The organism is Pseudomyxococcus flavus (genome assembly GCF_050038885.1).
GTDB lineage: Bacteria > Myxococcota > Myxococcia > Myxococcales > Myxococcaceae > Myxococcus > Myxococcus flavus.
Window position 1 is genome coordinate 2,254,839 of sequence record NZ_CP143624.1, and the last position, 16,138, is coordinate 2,270,976.

At 71.7% G+C, this 16,138-nt stretch carries 11 protein-coding genes; 3 read left to right on the forward strand and 8 right to left on the reverse strand.

All coding sequences use genetic code 11. The features are described from left to right. Nucleotides 1-14: 14 nt before the first annotated feature. The gene (locus VZL07_RS09455; protein ID WP_426755072.1) at nt 15-2,804 is read right to left on the reverse strand and encodes a protein kinase domain-containing protein; all 2,790 of its coding nucleotides are present in this window, start codon (nt 2,802-2,804) and stop codon (nt 15-17) included. A gap of 213 nt (nt 2,805-3,017) precedes the next feature. On the opposite strand from VZL07_RS09455, the gene VZL07_RS09460 reads away from it, so the two are divergent. Beyond that, on the forward strand, nt 3,018-3,941 hold the full coding sequence (locus VZL07_RS09460) for a hypothetical protein (RefSeq protein WP_426755073.1): 924 nt from the start codon (nt 3,018-3,020) through the stop codon (nt 3,939-3,941). A gap of 20 nt (nt 3,942-3,961) precedes the next feature. Here the strand turns inward: VZL07_RS09460 and VZL07_RS09465 are convergent, their stop codons facing one another. The 4 genes from VZL07_RS09465 to hprK form a co-directional block, all read right to left on the reverse strand. Then, entirely contained in the window at nt 3,962-4,564 is a 603-nt protein-coding gene (locus VZL07_RS09465; protein ID WP_426755074.1) for a hypothetical protein, read from the reverse strand. 177 nt (nt 4,565-4,741) lie between these two features. Next, a complete protein-coding gene (locus tag VZL07_RS09470; protein WP_426755075.1) occupies nt 4,742-5,347 on the reverse strand; it encodes a hypothetical protein in 606 nt (201 codons plus the stop codon). Between the two features lie 122 nt (nt 5,348-5,469). Then, nucleotides 5,470-6,333 (reverse strand): RNase adapter RapZ, encoded by an 864-nt coding sequence (gene rapZ / locus VZL07_RS09475; RefSeq protein ID WP_426755076.1) that lies wholly within the window; start codon nt 6,331-6,333, stop codon nt 5,470-5,472. Continuing rightward, nucleotides 6,330-7,295, reverse strand: coding sequence for an HPr(Ser) kinase/phosphatase (gene hprK / locus VZL07_RS09480; protein WP_426755077.1), 966 nt, complete (start codon nt 7,293-7,295; stop codon nt 6,330-6,332). The genes rapZ and hprK overlap by 4 nt, the downstream gene beginning before the upstream one ends. A gap of 192 nt (nt 7,296-7,487) precedes the next feature. On the opposite strand from hprK, the gene VZL07_RS09485 reads away from it, so the two are divergent. Together VZL07_RS09485 and VZL07_RS09490 are read left to right on the forward strand one after the other, a co-directional pair. After that, nucleotides 7,488-7,838, forward strand: coding sequence for a histidine triad nucleotide-binding protein (locus VZL07_RS09485; RefSeq protein WP_426755078.1), 351 nt, complete (start codon nt 7,488-7,490; stop codon nt 7,836-7,838). A gap of 37 nt (nt 7,839-7,875) precedes the next feature. Further along, nucleotides 7,876-8,643: a YoaK family protein gene (locus tag VZL07_RS09490; protein WP_426755079.1), complete on the forward strand. Its 768-nt coding sequence runs from the start codon at nt 7,876-7,878 to the stop codon at nt 8,641-8,643. A gap of 1 nt (nt 8,644) precedes the next feature. Here VZL07_RS09490 and VZL07_RS09495 read toward each other — a convergent pair whose 3' ends face one another. The 3 genes from VZL07_RS09495 to VZL07_RS09505 form a co-directional block, all read right to left on the reverse strand. Then, on the reverse strand, nt 8,645-10,894 hold the full coding sequence (locus VZL07_RS09495; RefSeq protein ID WP_426755080.1) for a spermidine synthase: 2,250 nt from the start codon (nt 10,892-10,894) through the stop codon (nt 8,645-8,647). A 67-nt stretch (nt 10,895-10,961) separates the two neighbouring features. Next, nucleotides 10,962-11,744 carry an ABC transporter ATP-binding protein gene (locus VZL07_RS09500; RefSeq protein ID WP_426755081.1) on the reverse strand — a complete coding sequence of 261 codons (783 nt, stop codon included), beginning with the start codon at nt 11,742-11,744 and terminating at the stop codon, nt 10,962-10,964. 4 nt (nt 11,745-11,748) lie between these two features. Then, complete coding sequence (locus VZL07_RS09505; RefSeq protein WP_426755082.1) at nt 11,749-16,074, reverse strand: protein kinase domain-containing protein; 4,326 nt, start codon at nt 16,072-16,074, stop codon at nt 11,749-11,751. Nucleotides 16,075-16,138 lie beyond the last annotated feature (64 nt).

Below are 16,138 nucleotides of genomic sequence, written 5' to 3' on the forward strand. Positions count from 1 at the left end.
ACCTGTTCGGCGCTCTAGCGGCGACGCCTTTGCTGGGGCCGGGCAGGCTTTACCTTCGTCTCCGGAGGCAGCGCCTCCAGCCAGGCCCGCACCGCGTCGGCCTGCGACGTCCGGCCCGAGGCCGCGAAGCGCTCACGCGCCTTCGCCGCCTCGGCCCGTGCCTCCTCGCCCTGCCCTTCCTTCCACAGGGCGCGAGCGAGCGCGAAGCCCGACTCTCCCAGCGAGTCCTCCTGAGCGCCCGTGAAGGCCACCGCCTTGCGCAGCGGCACCAGGGCCTCGCGCGTGCGCCCCAGCCCCAGCAGCGCCTGCCCCACGCCGTCGTAGGAGTACTGGAGGTCCTCGTGCTCGGGCCCCAACTGGGCGCGCTTCACCGCCAGCGCCTCTTCGTAGACCTTCAGCGCCTCTTCATTGCGCCCCAGCGCGAGCAGGCTCATTCCCTCTTCGTCGAGCGCCTCCGCCACTTTCAGGTGGGTACCGCCCAGCAGCTCGCGGTGCAGCGCCACGGAGGCGCGCGCATGCTCCAGGGCCCGCGCGAACTCCCGCTGCTCACGCAGCGCCATGGACAGGCCCTGGTGACGTCGAGCCACGTCCAGGTGACGCGGCCCCACCGCCGCCTCCGTCTGGCGCAGCGCCTCCTCCATCACCCGCACGGCCTCCGGAAAGGCGCCCACCTCCAGCAACACCCGCCCCAGCGAGAAGGTCACCCGGGCGCGCTTGGGATGTCCGGGTGGCAGCGCCTGGCTCAGCACCGTGGAGGCCTCCTCCAGCAACGCACGGGCCTCCCCCGCCTTCCCCTGCATCAGCGCGAGGTTGGCTTCGTTCACCAGCAGGTCGCCCTTCAGCACCGCGTCCCCGCCCAGGCGCTGGAGCGTCGCATTCCCCAGCCGCGCCCACTGCGAGGCGTGGTCGAAGCGCTCACGCTCCCCTTCGACGTAGAGCAACTTGTTGAGAATGGAGACCTCCAGCCGGTCCGCCCGTCCCGACGTGGCGTCATAGACGGCCTGCTCCAGCAGCCCCGCGCCCTTCCCCTTCTCCCCCAGCACGGCCTGCAGCCATCCCTGATGGAAGCGCAGCTCCGCCGTCAGCGGCGGGTACCGGGCGGCCAGCACGCGGGCCTCCACCGCGTTCGCCGCCGCCAGCGCCTGGGCGTAGCGGCTGGTGTCCACCAGCGCCTTCACCTCCGACAGCGCGCCTTCCAGCGACTCCAGCTCCGCGCGAAGCGCCGGGTCCGCGGGCCTGGGCTGCTGACTCGCCAGCGCCTCCACGTCCGCGCAGTCCTCGGGCGAGGGCAGCGCATACGCCGCGTCCAGCGCCTTCTCGACGCCGGGCGCCTCCACGCGGCCCAGGGCCTCCACCAGCGCGCGCAGGTCCTTGCGACGCCGCTCCAGGCACACCACCCGCTGGGTGTACAGCGCTTCGGGCTGCACCTCGTGAAGGCGCGTGGCCTCGCACGCCTCGGTGTGCTGGCGCGCCCAGGCGCTGGCATAGGCATCCAGCGCCTGCCCCACCCGCCCGGCCATGTCCGCGCCCAGCGGGCTGCCCGTGGCCACGAAGGCCGCGGACAGCCGCTGCCTCGCTTCGGGCCCCCAGCTGTCCGCCAGCAGCCCCTCCGCGCCCGCGCAGACGTTCGACTGCCACCACAGCGCGCCGCCCACCACGCCCACCAGCGCCGCCGTGGCCACGGCCACACCTCCCGCCCTGCGGGCCCGCGCGCGCTGCTGCTCCTGGGACAGCGCCTCCAGCAGCGCCCCCATGGAAGGGAAGCGCGCCTCGGGCTCCAGCGACAGGCCCCGCATCACCGCGCGCCGCACCCAGGCGGGGACGCGGGCGTCGTCTGGCGGCTCGTGGATGGGCGACGCCACCTGGCCGGTCCGCTCCAGGGGCGCCGTCACCTTCCCCGTCGGAGACCGCAACGCCTTCGCGGCCCGCGACAGCTCGTCCGGGTCGAAGGGACGCTGGTTGTAGAGCGCCCGGTACAGCGCCGCACAGAAGCTGAACTGGTCCGAGCGCGCGTCCAGGGCCTCGCCGCGGAACTGCTCGGGGGACATGAACGGCGGCGTCCCCAGGACGACGCCGGCCTCGGTCAGCGGCTCATGCAGCCGGCGTGACGACTCCGAGGAGGCGGGCACGCGCGCCAGCGTGGGCTGCTCGTCCAGGGGCAGGTTGTCCACGGGCCGGGCCAGCCCGAAGTCCGTGACGTAGACGCGGCCGTCGCGGCCCACCAGGACATTGGCCGGCTTGAAGTCGCGGTGCACCAGCCCGGCCGCGTGCGCGGCCTCCAGGCCCCGCCCCGCTTGCAGGTACTTCACCAGCACCTCGCGCCAGGAGCGCGGCTGCTCCCGCCGCCAGTCCGCCAGCGTGCCCCCCACCACCAGCTCCATGGTGAAGAAGACCTGCCCATCCCAGGTGCCCACCTCGTAGATGGGGATGACGTTGGGATGGGAGACGCGGGCCATGGCCTGCGCCTCGCGCAGCAGCCGCGTGCGCCCGCCCTCCTCGTCCACGTGCCGGGCCTCGACGCTCAGCAGCTTGAGGGCCACCTTGCGGTCCAGGTCCGGGTCATAGGCCGCGTACACCGCGCCCATCCCGCCCTGTCCCAGCAGCTTCAGTGGAATGAAGCGGCCCACCCGCTGGCCCAGCGGGCTCGGAGAAGACGCATGGCCAGACGCCTCGCGCGAGGAGAGAGGCTCCGCCGTGTCCGGCACGCTTCGAGGCGCCGCGCCCCGCGCGTCCGCTGACACGACCTGCGTCGACTGCTCTGGAGAAGCCTCGGCACCCGAGCCCCGGTCATCGGTGTTGGCCATGGCCGCAATTGTACCGGGAAGCGAGCGACTTCCTGCGCCCATGAAGGACTCACGCGCAACAAGACACACACCGTACCGATAATGAGAACAGGCGAAGGCAGTGTGGGAGGGTCCGCCGTGACCGTGAATGTCAGCAACGCGTTCAACTCAGTGCGTCAGGCAACGACAGCCGCGAAGCCTCAGGTCCTGACCCAGCCCATCCAACCGTCTGTCTTGAAGGACGCACTGGCACCGGAACTGGCCGCCCGGCCGGCGGGCAGCGTTGCCTCGGCGGCGCAGCGTCTGGAGCGCGACAGCTTCCAGGACACGAAGCCCGCGCCCAGGAGCGTGCCCCGGCTCACCGTTCCGGACGCGACGGACATCAGCGAGCTTCCCTATCTGCGGGACCTGGCGCCAGAGAACGAAGCGGCGCAGGCCCAGGCCGACAAGGGCTGGACGTCCACCGCCTCCATCATCGCGCAGAACTCGGACAAGGGCTGCGGCGAGGCGACGCTGGCCTTCCTGAGCCGGGCGAGCCGCAGCGTGACGAAGGGCACCCTGTGCGAGAAGGAGGAGCGCGAAGCCGTCCGGGAGAGCGCGGCGCGCGTCAGCGGGTCTCGGTCCGTCCACGCCAAGGTGGACGTCAACCTGGATGACGGCGCCACGCCCGCGGAGATGGCGACGGCGCTGGGAGGCCTGGGCATCGAAATCACCGACGGCTTCGCCGACTTCGACGCCGCGGCGACGAGCCAGGCGCTGAAGGCGGGCCAGCTCGGCATGGCGCTGGTGGACTCCAACGCCATCCTCAACGGCGCGCTCACGCCCGAGCAGCGGCGCAGCGGCCCGGGACAGCTCCACTGGGTCACCATCGACGGCATCAACAGCAACGGGACGGCGGACACGTCGGACGACCTGTTCCGCGTGAAGGACCCCGTCAACGGTGAGTACTGGGTGTCCGCGCGCGACCTGGAGAACGCCGTCCAGGCCGGCAAGGAGCACCACGGCAGCGGCGGCATCTTCGCGCTGGAGAACCGCACGAACGTGGGCAGCCCGCAGGAGCGCGACGCCCTGGCCCAGCTCAACCGCGAGCGCACGGCGTCCTTCACGGACGGCAACGGCGGGGGCAGCAAGCGCCTCAGCCTGGGTGAGTCGAGCTGAGGCGCGCGCCAACGCCTGTCTCAGTAGGTGTAATACACAGGCGGCGTGGTGCTGGTGAAGAAGTCGTAATAGGTGGCCACGTAGTTCCCGCGGTTGCCCACCTCACCCGGCAGCGGGCCATCCTTGGTCCCGTAGGCCACCAGCGTCGCGCCGCCGTCCGTCTGGTCCAGGGCGCAGGTGTGCAGGTGCGCCGTCCCGTACATGACGCCGAGGTAATCCGTGCGGACCCTGCCGAGCGTCGCCGGGTCGACGTGGTTCACCTGACAGCGCTTCATCGAGCTGCCGCTGGGCGTGGGTTTGTACGAGAAGGCCGTGGCCACGCTGTAGCTGTTGGCCAGCAGCGCGAGGTACGGCGGGTCATAGGACGTCCCCAGCGTCACGCTCCCCGCCGCATGGGCGCACGTGCCCGAGGCCGCGCGCGTCACGACGATGTCCCAGCGCGGCGGCATGGCCCCGGGCACGGACACGGAGGAGAGGGTGAACGTGCAGCCCTGCGTGGTGCCGGTGACGAGCGCGGCCGCCCGCTGCGCGAGCACCTCGCTCTCGGGGGACTCCTCGGCGGCACCACAGGCGGCCAGCGACACGGCGGCACAGCACCAGACGGCGGACTTGAAGACATGCATGCGGAGACCCCATTGCGGAGAGGATGGGGACGCATCCCCACCTCCTCCAAAAGCTGACAGAGTCCGTGTCCGCCATTCAACCCGAGCAAACTGCAACGCAATGGCATTGCAATCGGGCAGCATCAATCCATGACGTCACCGTGACCCTGGGTCCCGCGCCACCGAGCGCGCGCTGACTCAGTAGGCGTAGTAGACGGCCGGCGTGGTGCTGGTGAAGAAGTCGTAGTAGGTGGCGACGTAGTTGCTGCCGCTGCCCGTCTCACCGTAGATGCGGCCGTTCTTCGTGCCGTAGACGACCAGCGTCGCGCCGCCGTCCGTCTCGTCCAGGTTGCAGCTGTAGATGCTGCCCGAGCCGAGCCACACGGCGATGCCGGTGTTGCGCACCACCGCGAGCGTCTCGGGGTCAATCTGCTGCACGCTGCAGGTGGTGGGCGAGCTGCCGCTGGGCGAGTGCTTGCCGGTGTACGCCACCGCGATACCGTAGCTGTTCGCCAGGAGCGCGCGAGCCGGGAAGGAATAGGAGCCCGTGGACAGCGTCACGCTCGCCTCCGGCCAGGGGCACGTGCTGGACGCCGCGCGCGATATCGAGACGCTGTAGCGCGGCGGCAACGTGCCAGGCACGGTCGCGGCGGTGATGGAGTACGTACAGCCCTGCGTGGTGCCGGTGGTCAGCGCGGCCGCCTGCTGCGCCAGCGCGGCCTGCTCGGGCGTCTCGTCGGCGGCGCCACAGGCGGTGAGGGACGCGGCGGCACAGAACCAGACAGCGGACTTGAGGAATCGCATGCGGAGGCTCCAGTCGAAAGAGGGATGGGGATTCCACCCCATCCCTCCAAAACCTGACAGACTTTCCGTCTGTCATTCGACTGGCGCAATGCGCAACACCCCCGCATTGCGTCGTGACGGCGCTACTCCTTCTCGATGTCCCGGTCCCAGAGCTGGACGCGGGTGTCCTCGTCCTCCAGGCGCCGGGTGAGCTCGGCGGCGATGGCCACGGAGCGGTGCTTGCCACCGGTGCAGCCCAGGGCCACCGTGAGGTACGCCTTCCCCTCCTTCTGGTAGCGGGGGAAGAGGAAGCGGCAGAGGTCCACGACCTTGTCGAGGAACTGCTGCGTCTCCTCGCGGTCCAGCACGTAGGCGGCCACCTTCGGCACCTTGCCCGTGAGCCCCTTCAGCTCCGGGACGAAGTACGGATTGGGCAGGAAGCGCACGTCCAGGACGAGGTCCGCCTGGGGCGGCACGCCGTAGCGGTAGCCGAACGACATGATGGACAGGCTGGGGCCGGCGGCGGGCTCCGGGCTGAAGCGCGCCTGCACCATGCGCTTCAGGTCGTGCACGTTGAGCGTGGACGAGTCGATGACCTGGTCGGCCAGCTCCCGCAGGTCCCGCAGCGCCTGGCGCTCGGCCTTGATGCCCTCGGCGACGGTGCCGTTGGGCGCCAGCGGGTGGCGGCGGCGCGTCTCGCTGAAGCGGCGGATGAGGCTGTCGTCGCTGGAGTCCAGGAAGAGCACTTCCACCTGGTGCCCGGCGCGGCGGACCTCGGCGAGGATGCGCGGCGCGTCCTTGAGGAAGACGCCCTCGCGGACGTCCACCACCAGCGCCATGCGCTCGAAGTGGCCTCCACCGGCCAGCTCCGTGAGCTTGGGCAGGAGCAGCACCGGCAGGTTGTCGATGCAGAAGAAGCCCGAATCCTCCAGCGCCCGGATGGCGGTGGACTTTCCGGAGCCGGACATGCCGGTGATGATGACGATGTGTTTCGCGGGGGCGGTCACTCGACCTCTTCTCCCAGGGTGCGGCGCATCGCCCCTTCGGCGATGGCCCGATTGAGCCGCTCGGCGAACTCTCTCGCCGAGTGGTGTCCCTGAAGCTTTAGCAACTGGTTGCGGGCCGCGACCTCGATGATGGTCGCCATGTTGCGGCCCGGACGAACGGGCACCACGGACAGGGGGATGTCCACTCCCACAATCTGCAGGTGCTTGTCCTCGACGCCGAGCCGGTCGTACTCCTGGTGGGGGTCCCACTCCTGGAGCTCGATGACCAGCTCGATTTTCTTCTGCTCGCGGACCGCGGCGACGCCGAACAGGTCCTTGATGTTGATGATGCCCAGGCCCCGGATCTCCATGTGGTGCTTGATGACCGGGTTGCCCGCGCCATAGACGGCGCCCTTGCGGCGGGTGACGTCCACGATGTCGTCCGCCACCAGGCGGTGGGCCCGCATCACCAGGTCCAGGGCAATCTCGCTCTTGCCGATGCCGCTCTTGCCCAGGAGCAGGATGCCCACGCCGAACACGTCCATCAACACCCCGTGCAGGCTGCTGGACTCGGTGAGGGCCTCCTCCAGGAAGGTCTGCACCCGCATGATGAACTCGCTGGACAAGAGGGGCGTCTTCATCAGCGCCAGCCCCGCCCCTTCACACGCGGAGACGAGCGCCTGGGGAACCTCCAGGTCCTTGGTCACCACGACGCACGCGAGCTCCTCTTCGCCGAAGAGCTGCGCCAGCGCCTCGTGCTGCCGCTGCTCCGGCAGGGTGGCCAGGTACGAAATCTCCGTGTTGCCGAAGACCTGCACCCGATGCGGGTGGAGGTGCTCGGTGAATCCCGCCAGCGCCAGCCCCGGCTTCTGGATGCGCGAGGAGACCACGGTGCGTGACAACCCGCTCCGGCCGGCGACGAGCGCCAGCCGCAGGTCGTAGTCGCGGTCCTCGAGGAGCTGGGAGATGCGGATGGATTTCATCGTCAGCCCGTGGATATCACCGGTGGGCCCTTTTGAGGGGACGGCCTTCCTTGGCCCCTCAACGATGGGAAGGCAAGGGGGTGGACCGGGGCACGCCCGCCCCACCGAGGGCCTGGAAAAGCGTCTTCAGCAGGAAACGGAAGCCCACGGAGGCCATTCCCCGGGCCCCCAGCGGCTGCTAAGCCGGAATTCATGTCCGACTGTCTCTTCTGCAAGATTCGCGATGGGCTCATCCCCGCGAAGGTGGTCTACCGCGACGACGAGTGCGTGGCCTTCGAGGACATCAACCCCCAGGCGCCCACCCACGTCCTGTTCATCCCCCGCAAGCACATTCCCACGGTGAACGACATCACCCCGGAGGACCGCGCCCTGGTGGGTCACCTCTTCACCGCGGCCGCCAAGGTGGCCCAGGAGCGCGGGCACGCGGATGCGAACAACGGCTACCGGGTGGTCATGAACACCCACGCGCATGCGGGGCAGACGGTCTTCCACATCCACCTGCACCTGCTGGCGGGCCGCCCGCTGGGCTGGCCGCCGGGCTAGAGCCCCGAGGGCGAGGTGGTAACGTCTTCCCACCTCGATGCCCTTCTCGTCGGAATCGTCTCCTGGGAACCGGCGTGCCTACACGCTGCTGTCCCTGCTGCTCGCGGGCGTGGCGGGCCTGGTGAACGCCACGGGCTTCGTGGCGCTGGGCCTGCACACGTCGCACATGTCCGGGAACATGGCCACGCTGGGGGAGTCCCTGGCGTCCGGCAACGGCCCCCTGGCCTGGCTGGCCGCGCAGCTCCTGCTGGCCTTCCTCCTGGGCGCCGTGTCCGCGTCGGCGTTGCTGGAGCTGTCGCGCCAGCGGTCCCGGGGCCGTCACTCGGCCGCGCTGCTGCTGGAGGCGTTGACGCTGGGGGGTATCGGCGCCTGGCTCGCGTCCCACCCCGGCGCGCGGGAGCCGACGCTCATGTGGGGACTGGCCTACGCGATGGGGCTCCAGAACGCGCTCGTCACGCGGGTGTCGGGGGCCGTGGTGCGCACCACGCACATCACCGGCATCATCACCGACGTCGGCATCCAGCTGGTGCGGCTCGTCTCCTGGCTGCGCGAGGGCGCGCGCGGCCACGGCGTCCGGGGGCTGCGCCAGCGGCTGGGCGCGCTGCCCACGGCCATCGAGTTCGAGCGCACGCGGCTGCACCTCGGACTGGGCTCGGCCTTCCTCCTGGGCTGCACCGCGGGCCCCCTGCTCTTCGTGCGCCTTGGCGCGGCCACCCTCGCGTTGCCGTGCGCCGTGCTGGTGCTGCTGGTGGCGCTGGACCTGAGCGCCGTCGCCACCGGCTCCCAGGCGCTGCCGCGCGCCTGAGTCACTCCGCCGCGGGCTGGGCGGAGGCGGGGCCCGGCGGCCCGGAGGAGGGCTCCACGTCCTTCACGCTCGCCGAGGGCCCGCCGCGGCGGAGCACGTGCAGCACGCTGCTCTTCTCGTCCGTCCAGGTGAAGTCCGGCTCGTCCCGCAGGCCCAGGCGGCGCACCCGCGCGCTGGCCTGGGTGAAGGTGGGGCCCCAGGAGAACTCCCGGTCCGGGCTCAGCACCATCCAGTTGCTGCGCAGCGCGTCCCCCTGCGTCTCGTTGACGACCAGGGCCGCGTGAAGCCCCAGCGCTCGCGCGTGGGCCAGCGTCAGCGGCACCAGGTCCAGGTGGACGTTGCTGATGTGCATCGCCAGCACCCCGTGCGGCGCCAGGTGCGCGCGGTAGAGGGCCACGGCCTCCTGGGTGAGCAGGTGCACCGGCACGGCGTCCGAGGAGAAGGTATCCAGCGCGAGCACGTCGAAGCCCTGGGGGCCGGTGGCCTCCAGCTCGCGCTCCAGGGAGATGCGCGCGTCTCCCTCCACGAGCTCCACCTTCGCCGGCGTGTCACGCAGGTAGGAGAAGTAGCCGCCCTCGCCGCGCGCCAGGGCGATGACGGCCGGGTCGATTTCGTAGAAGCGTCCGGTGTCCTCCGCCTCGAGCAGCGCCGCGCTCGTGCCCACGCCCAGCCCCAGCACGCCCACGCGCAGGCCCGGTGGCAGCCCCACGGCCTGACGCAGCCGGCGCTGCTCGGCGATGGCCAGTCCCAGGCCCGCCTCCGGCGTGTAGTACGTGGTGGCCACGGCCTTGCGCTCCGGCGCCACGTACTGGAGGCCATGGGTGATGGCGCCGTGGAGCAGGCTGAAGCGGTGATGCTCCGGGTCTCCCACGCTCTGCTCCATCACCCGGACGACCCCGAAGAAGTTGCGTGAGGCGAAGCGCGCGCGCCCCTGCTCGCGGGCCATGGTGTACGTCAGGTGCCCGGCGACCAGGAGCAGCATGGCGCCACGCAGGACGCGCTGCAGCCGCTGCGTCCGCGTGGAGTCCTCGCCCGCCTGCTTCGCCATGCCCGCCAGCGCCACGACACAGCACGCGCCCAGGGACAGGGGGTACTCCCAGTACGCGCGGAAGACGGCGGGCGCGAGCACGCTGACGAGCAACGCGCCGAGCGCGCCGCCCATGGACACCCACAGGTAGAAGGCGCTGAGGTACCGCGGCGGAGGACGCAGCCGGTACAGCTCTCCGTGGCACACCATGCTGCCGGCGAAGAGCGCCACCGAGTAGGCCACGAGCTGGAGCGCGAGCGACGACTGCGGCCCCTGCGTCTGCGCGTGCCCCACGCCCGCCCCCGCGGCGATGAGCAGCACGGCGTAGACGGTGCGCGAATAGAGGGACTCCCGCGAGAAGGCGAGGATGAAGGTGAGCAGGTAGACGGCCAGGGGCAGCACCCATAGGAAGGGGCCCGCGGCCACGTCCTGGGAGAGCTGGTTCGTCGTCGCCAGCAGCAGCACCGACGCGCAGGTGCTCAGCGCCAGCCACGTCAGCGTGCTCCTCACCGTGGGCGGTGCCCCCGTGGCGGCGCTCGCCTCGGGCCCGGTGTCCCCCGCCACGGGCGTGGCGGTGACGGGCGTGGCCGTCGTCGCGGGAGCGGGCGCCTCGGCGGGCTGCTTCATCACCTCCAGCGCACACACCGCGCAGGCCCCTGCGAAGAAGACGAAGCCCAGGCTCCAGCCCCACGCCTGCGCGCCGCGCCCCACCCAGGGCTCCACCAGGAACGGGTAGCCCAGCAGCGCCAGCAGTGAGCCGGCGTTGGACAGCGCATAGAGCGGATAGGGCGAGCGGCCCGGGCGGGCGCGGGCGAACCAGGACTGCAACAACGGCCCGGTGGTGCTGAGCACGAAGAAGGGCAGGCCGATGGTGGCCGCCAGCATCGCCAGCAGGCGGGGCACGGCGAACGCGGTGCCCTCGGGCCGCCACTCGGGCCCGGGTGCCACCGGCGAGCCCGACAGCAGCGCGCGGGCCCCCAGCAGCAGGACCGTCACCGCCAGCAGGCCCAGATGGACGCGGGCCTGGGCGCGGGGCGCCAGCCGCGAGGCGAGCCCGTGCGAGTACGCATAGCCCCCCAGCAACACCACCTGGAAGAACAGCATGCACGCCGTCCACACGCTGGGCGTTCCGCCGTACCACGGCAACGAATAACGCCCCACCAGGGGTTGCACGCCGAACAGGAGGAAGGCGCTGGCGAAGATGGCGACGGCGTAGCGGGACATGGGCTGGTTCAGGCTTTCCCGTCCGGCAGGCCCGGTCAACTCGCCGGCGCCGGGGTGTGAAGAAGGTTCAGCGAGACGGCGCGCGCGGCGCGAAGAGCCGGGCCCCCGACGGCGCGAGCGCGGTCTCCATCGGCAGGCCGTAGAGTGATTCCAGCGCCTCGCGCTCCAGCACCTCGCCCGCTCGGCCCCGCGCGAGCACCCGCCCCTCCCGGAGGAGCAGCACATGGGTGGCGAAGGCCGCGGCGAGGTTCACGTCGTGCAGCACCGCCACCGCGCCCAGCCCCCTGTCCACCCGCGCGCGCACGCGGTCCAGCGAGCCCACCTGATGGGCCACGTCCAGGAAGGCCGTGGGTTCATCGAGCAGGAGGAGCTCGGGCTGCTGCACCAGCCCGCGGGCCAGCATCAACATGCGGCGCTCGCCTCCGGACAGCGCCTCCGCCGGCCGGTCCGCCAGGTGCGCGATGCCGAGCTCCGTCATCACCTCGCGCGCGAGCGCCACGTCGCCCGCGGACGGCAGGCCCCACAGGCCCAGGTGCGGACTGCGGCCCATCAGCACCAGCTCCAGACCGCTGAAGCCCTCGGCGGCTTCGAAGGTCTGCGGCACCCACGCGACCTTGCGGGCGAGCGCGCGAGGCGCCCAGTCCGCTCGCGCCTGCCCCAGCAGGTGGACCTCACCGCGCGTCCAGGGCCCCATGCCGAGCACCGCGCGCAGCAACGTGCTCTTCCCCGTGCCGTTGGGGCCGAGCACCGCCCACAGCTCGCCGGGACGCACCTCGCAGTCCACGCCATGGAGGATGGGACGCGGGCCATAACCCGCGACCAGCCCCCGGGTAACGAGCAGTGGCTCCACGGGACTAGTACAGCTCCTTCTGCTTCTGCAGCAGGTAGCGCTTCATCGCGCGGACCTTGCGCAGAGCCTCCGGGTCGTCACTGGCGCCAGCGGCCTCCACCTCGCTCTTCACCTCGGCGTACCGCGTGCACCAGAGGCCCAGCACCACGCACGAGTGCTCCGCGTTGAGCTTGGTGAAGAGCGCGTTCGTCTCGCGCCACTCCTTCTCCAGCGTGGTGAGCGGCCGGGAGCGAGGCGTGCGCACCCTGCGAACCGGCGGTGCCCGCTTCGCCGGCGCCGCTTCGACCTTCGGTGCATCCAGCGGCGCCAGGAAGGAATCGTCGAGCCCGTCGCCCGCCTTGGCGGCATCCGTGGACGTGGCGGCCGCCTGCGCGGGCTTCCCCGCGGCAGCGGCGCCCGGTGCCGTCGCATCCGCCGGAGCAGTCTTCCCCGCGGCCGAGGTGCCCGGTGCCGTGGCATCCGCCTGCGTGGACTTCCCCGCGGCAGCCACGGCCGGAGCCGTGGCATCCACCGGAACAGGCTTCGCTGCGGCAGCCACGCCCGGCGCCGTGACATCCGCCTGCGTGGACTTCCCCGCGGCAGCCGCGCCCGGAGCCGTGGCATTCGTCGGCGCGGGCTGCCCCGTAGCAGGGGTTGTCGGCGCGGCATTGCCCGTGCGCGCCTGTCCGTTCGCGTTCGCACCCTGGGCCGCGAGCGCCGCCTGTCCCTGGAGGGGCAGAGGCTCGGCAGGGGGCGGGCCCTGCGGCTCCTGCACCATGAACGTCCCCAGCAGCTTCGTGCGCAGCTCGGCTGGGCCGAGGAAGAAAGCACCTCCCACCAGCATGAGGAGGAACAACACGCTCAACGCGACCAGCAGCGGCCCCCTGCGCCGCGCGGGAGGCTCGGGCATCGCCGTGCGGCGGGTCTCCTCCTTGGCGAGGCGCTCCGCGGAACGCTTCTCCGGGCGGACGGGCATCGTCGTGCGCCGCGTCTCCTCATTCGCGGTGAGGGAGATGGGAGCATCGCCGTCCTCTCCCTCGCCGTCGTCCGCCTCGACGGGAACGGGCGCCGGACGCACGGCGGAGACAGAGCCCGTCCTCCGGGAAGCACCGACTGGCGCCATGCCCCCAGAGGAGGCTCGCACCCGTCGCGCCTGGGTCCTGGGGCGCGAGACACCGGACCGCTCCTCCGGCGCGTCGTCGGAGCTCTCCGCGTCACGCAGGAGACCGGCATCCAGGACGACCCGCGGCTGCGTGTCGTCGTGGCGGGTGACGCGCGGGTCGGTGTCGCCCTGGTGCGCAACGCGCGGCTGCGTGTCGTCGTGACGCTCGGTGCGGGATGGGCGGTGGATGCGCGGGTGCGTGTCCGCATTGGCAATGCGTGCCGCGGCGTCCTCGTGGCCCACGTCATCAGTGGAGAGCCCCGACACGTCCGGCGAGGACTCCTCGTCCCACGCGTCGTGGTCGGCCTCGTCGCCGTGATGCTGAGACTCCGTGGCGCCGGCTTCGGCCCCCGCGATGGCCTCATCCTCTGGCGAGAGGGCCTGTGAGCCATGCGCGGGCGTGGGGTCCACCGGCGCGCCGTCCAGGCCAGCACTGGCATGCACGAGGGATGCGTCCGGGGACACCAGCGCGGGAACGGCGGGCACACCGCGCGAGGCCGTCGTCACGGCGGGCGTGGCGCGCGAGGGCGTCGCCCCCGACGGAGGCGGAGGCGCCACCGCGGACATCGCGCGAGAAGGCGTCGCGCCCGCAGGCGGAGGTGGCACGGCGGACATCACCGCGGAGGCCGTTCGGGCCTGCGTCGCGCCCGTGGAAGGCGACGCGGCCATGCCCGCCGAAGAGTGGGTGCGTCCGCCCAGCGCTGGCATGCCCGTGGAGGACAGACTGCGGGGGGAAGACGTGCCCTGCTGCGCTCCCACTGCGGCCATGCCGGTTGATGAAAGGCGACGCGACTCACCGTTGGCATCGGGTGAGCCCACGGGAATGCCCGCTGACGGCAGGCTGCGCGACGAACCGCCTGACTGCGGCGACACCGCCGGCATCTCCACCGCCGAGTGGCTGCGCGACGGGCCACCATCCTGCGGCGACACCGCCGGCATCTCCACCGCCGAGTGGCTGCGCGACGAACCGCCTGACTGCGGCGACACCGCCGGCATCTCCACCGCAGGTAGGCTGTGTAACGGCCTGTCGAGATGGGGCGACACCTCGGCCATGCCCGCCGACGACATGCTGGGGGATGGTCCCTCACCTCGCGGCGCATCCTCGCCGGCCATGTCCGGAGAAGCCGGGGGCCACGACGACAGCTCGATGTGCGGTGCGCCCACCGCGGGCAACGGCTGCGACGGCGTCGCATGCGGCGGAGGCGGAGGCACGGCCGCCATCATCACGGAGGCCGTTCGAGGCACCACCGCGCCCTGAGGAATCGGCTCGCCGGAAGCCATCGAAGGCAGTGCCGCTTCCTCATCCTCCTGCCACGCCCCCACCTCGACCGAAGGTGAGCCTTCCTCGGGCATCGCCGAGGACGCCTCGGCAGTGGACGAAATACTGCCCGCGTCACCATCGCCCACCGCACTCGCGGGAGCAGGCACCGTGACCGCCGGCATCACCACCACCCCGGTGCGCGGCAACACCGCGCCGCCCGACGGAGGCTCCGATGCCGGTGCCGAGCGCGCCCCCGCGGCGGACGGAGGACGCGGCGACACTGTCGGCGTGGGCCCTCCCACGGAAGGCGCCGACAGCGCCCCTGGAGCTTCGGGCCGCTCCGCGGAGTCCTCCGCGAGGAGCCTCGCGCCGGACGCACCGCCGCGAAGCGCTTCAGCCTTCGAGTCCGTCGACTCCTCACCCGCCGGCGGCGTCCCGCCCAGGCTCGGCATCGCCAGCTCGGTCGGCCGCATGTGCGGTGGGAGCAGCGCCCGCGCCGCGGCCACTCCGGGTGGCACCGCCTCCGGCGGCATCACCGTCATCTGGACTTCGCGCGTCATCGCCGGCGCGCGAGGAACCGGGGCCGGCGAGGACGTCGCGCCGCCCCCACGGACATAGGCCTCGGGGCCCACCTCCACGGAAGGGGCCGTGTCCTGGCGCACACCCCGCGAGCGCGCCTCCTCCTCCAGCGCCTCCATGGGGAACGCGGGCCGGGTGGACTCGTCTATCGGCACGCCGGGACGCGTCTCACCATCCGTCACCGGTCCGCTGTCGTCACGGTTGCGCGGCGTGGGGAAGAACGACAGCGGCTCCACCGGGCCATCCAGGCGGATGGTCTTCGGCGGCAGCGTCGCGTGCGCCATCTTCGGCACCAGCGGATCATCCGGCATCGAGGCCAGCACCCGGACCTCGTCCGTGGACAGCCGGGGCACGTCCTTGAGGCTCGCCAGCAGCCGGCGCTCGGATTGGAAGTCCGCCGAGAAGAGCTCGCGCATGAAGCGGCTGACGCTCTCCGGGCCCGCGCTCGCATCAATCTCCATCAGGCAGGCCTGCAGCCGCCCGCGGAACTCCTCCGCCGTCTGGAAGCGCTGCGCGGGGTCCACCGCCAGCGCCTTGGACACCAGCGCCGTCACCGCGGGCGGCGTGAGCGGCTCCACCTGGTCCAGCGGCGCAATCCGCGGGTTCGCCACCAGGGACATGAGCTCGCCCGGGTGGATGCCGTCGAAGGGGTTCTTCCCGCAGATGAGCTCGTAGAGACACAGCCCCACCGCGTACAGGTCGCTGCGGCGGTCCACCGGCTGGTGCCGCGCCTGCTCGGGCGACATGTAGAGGAACTTGCCCAGGATGATGCTGGGGTTCGTCTTCGCCGCCGACAGCCGGCTCTTCGCGAGCCCGAAGTCGATGACCTTCACCTCCCCCTCGTAGGAGATGAGGATGTTCTGCGGCGAGATGTCCCGGTGGACGAGCTTCAGGTCCTCCCCGTCGTCGTCCTTCTTGCGGTGCGCATAGGCGAGCGCGTCCAGCACCCGGCCCATGGTGTAGAGGATGAACGTGACGGGCAGCGGCACCTGCCGGTCCCTGACGCGCGCGGCCACCTTGCGCAGGTCCTTGCCGTCCACGTGCTCCAGGGCCATGTAGGCCTCGCCCTCGTGGAGCCCCATGTCCAGCACCTGGGCGATGGAGCCGTGGCTCAAGCGCACCAGGGTGCGCGCCTCGCCCACGAAGCGCTCGACGAAGTCCGTGTCCGCCGCGAGCTGCGGAAGGATTTTCTTGATGACGCAGAGCTTCTCGAAGCCCTGCGCCCCTTCCAGCCGAGCGAGGTAGATCTCTCCCATGCCCCCCGTCGCCAGGTGCGACAGGAGCGTATACCGGCCAAAGGGCTGGGGCCGGAAGGGTCTCAACCGGGCGGGCTGGCTCGACGAGTTCATGCGGTGCGGGGGTCCACCACGACGGGGTCCGCATTGAACCCTGTCCCGGTACGCGGCAGCAACC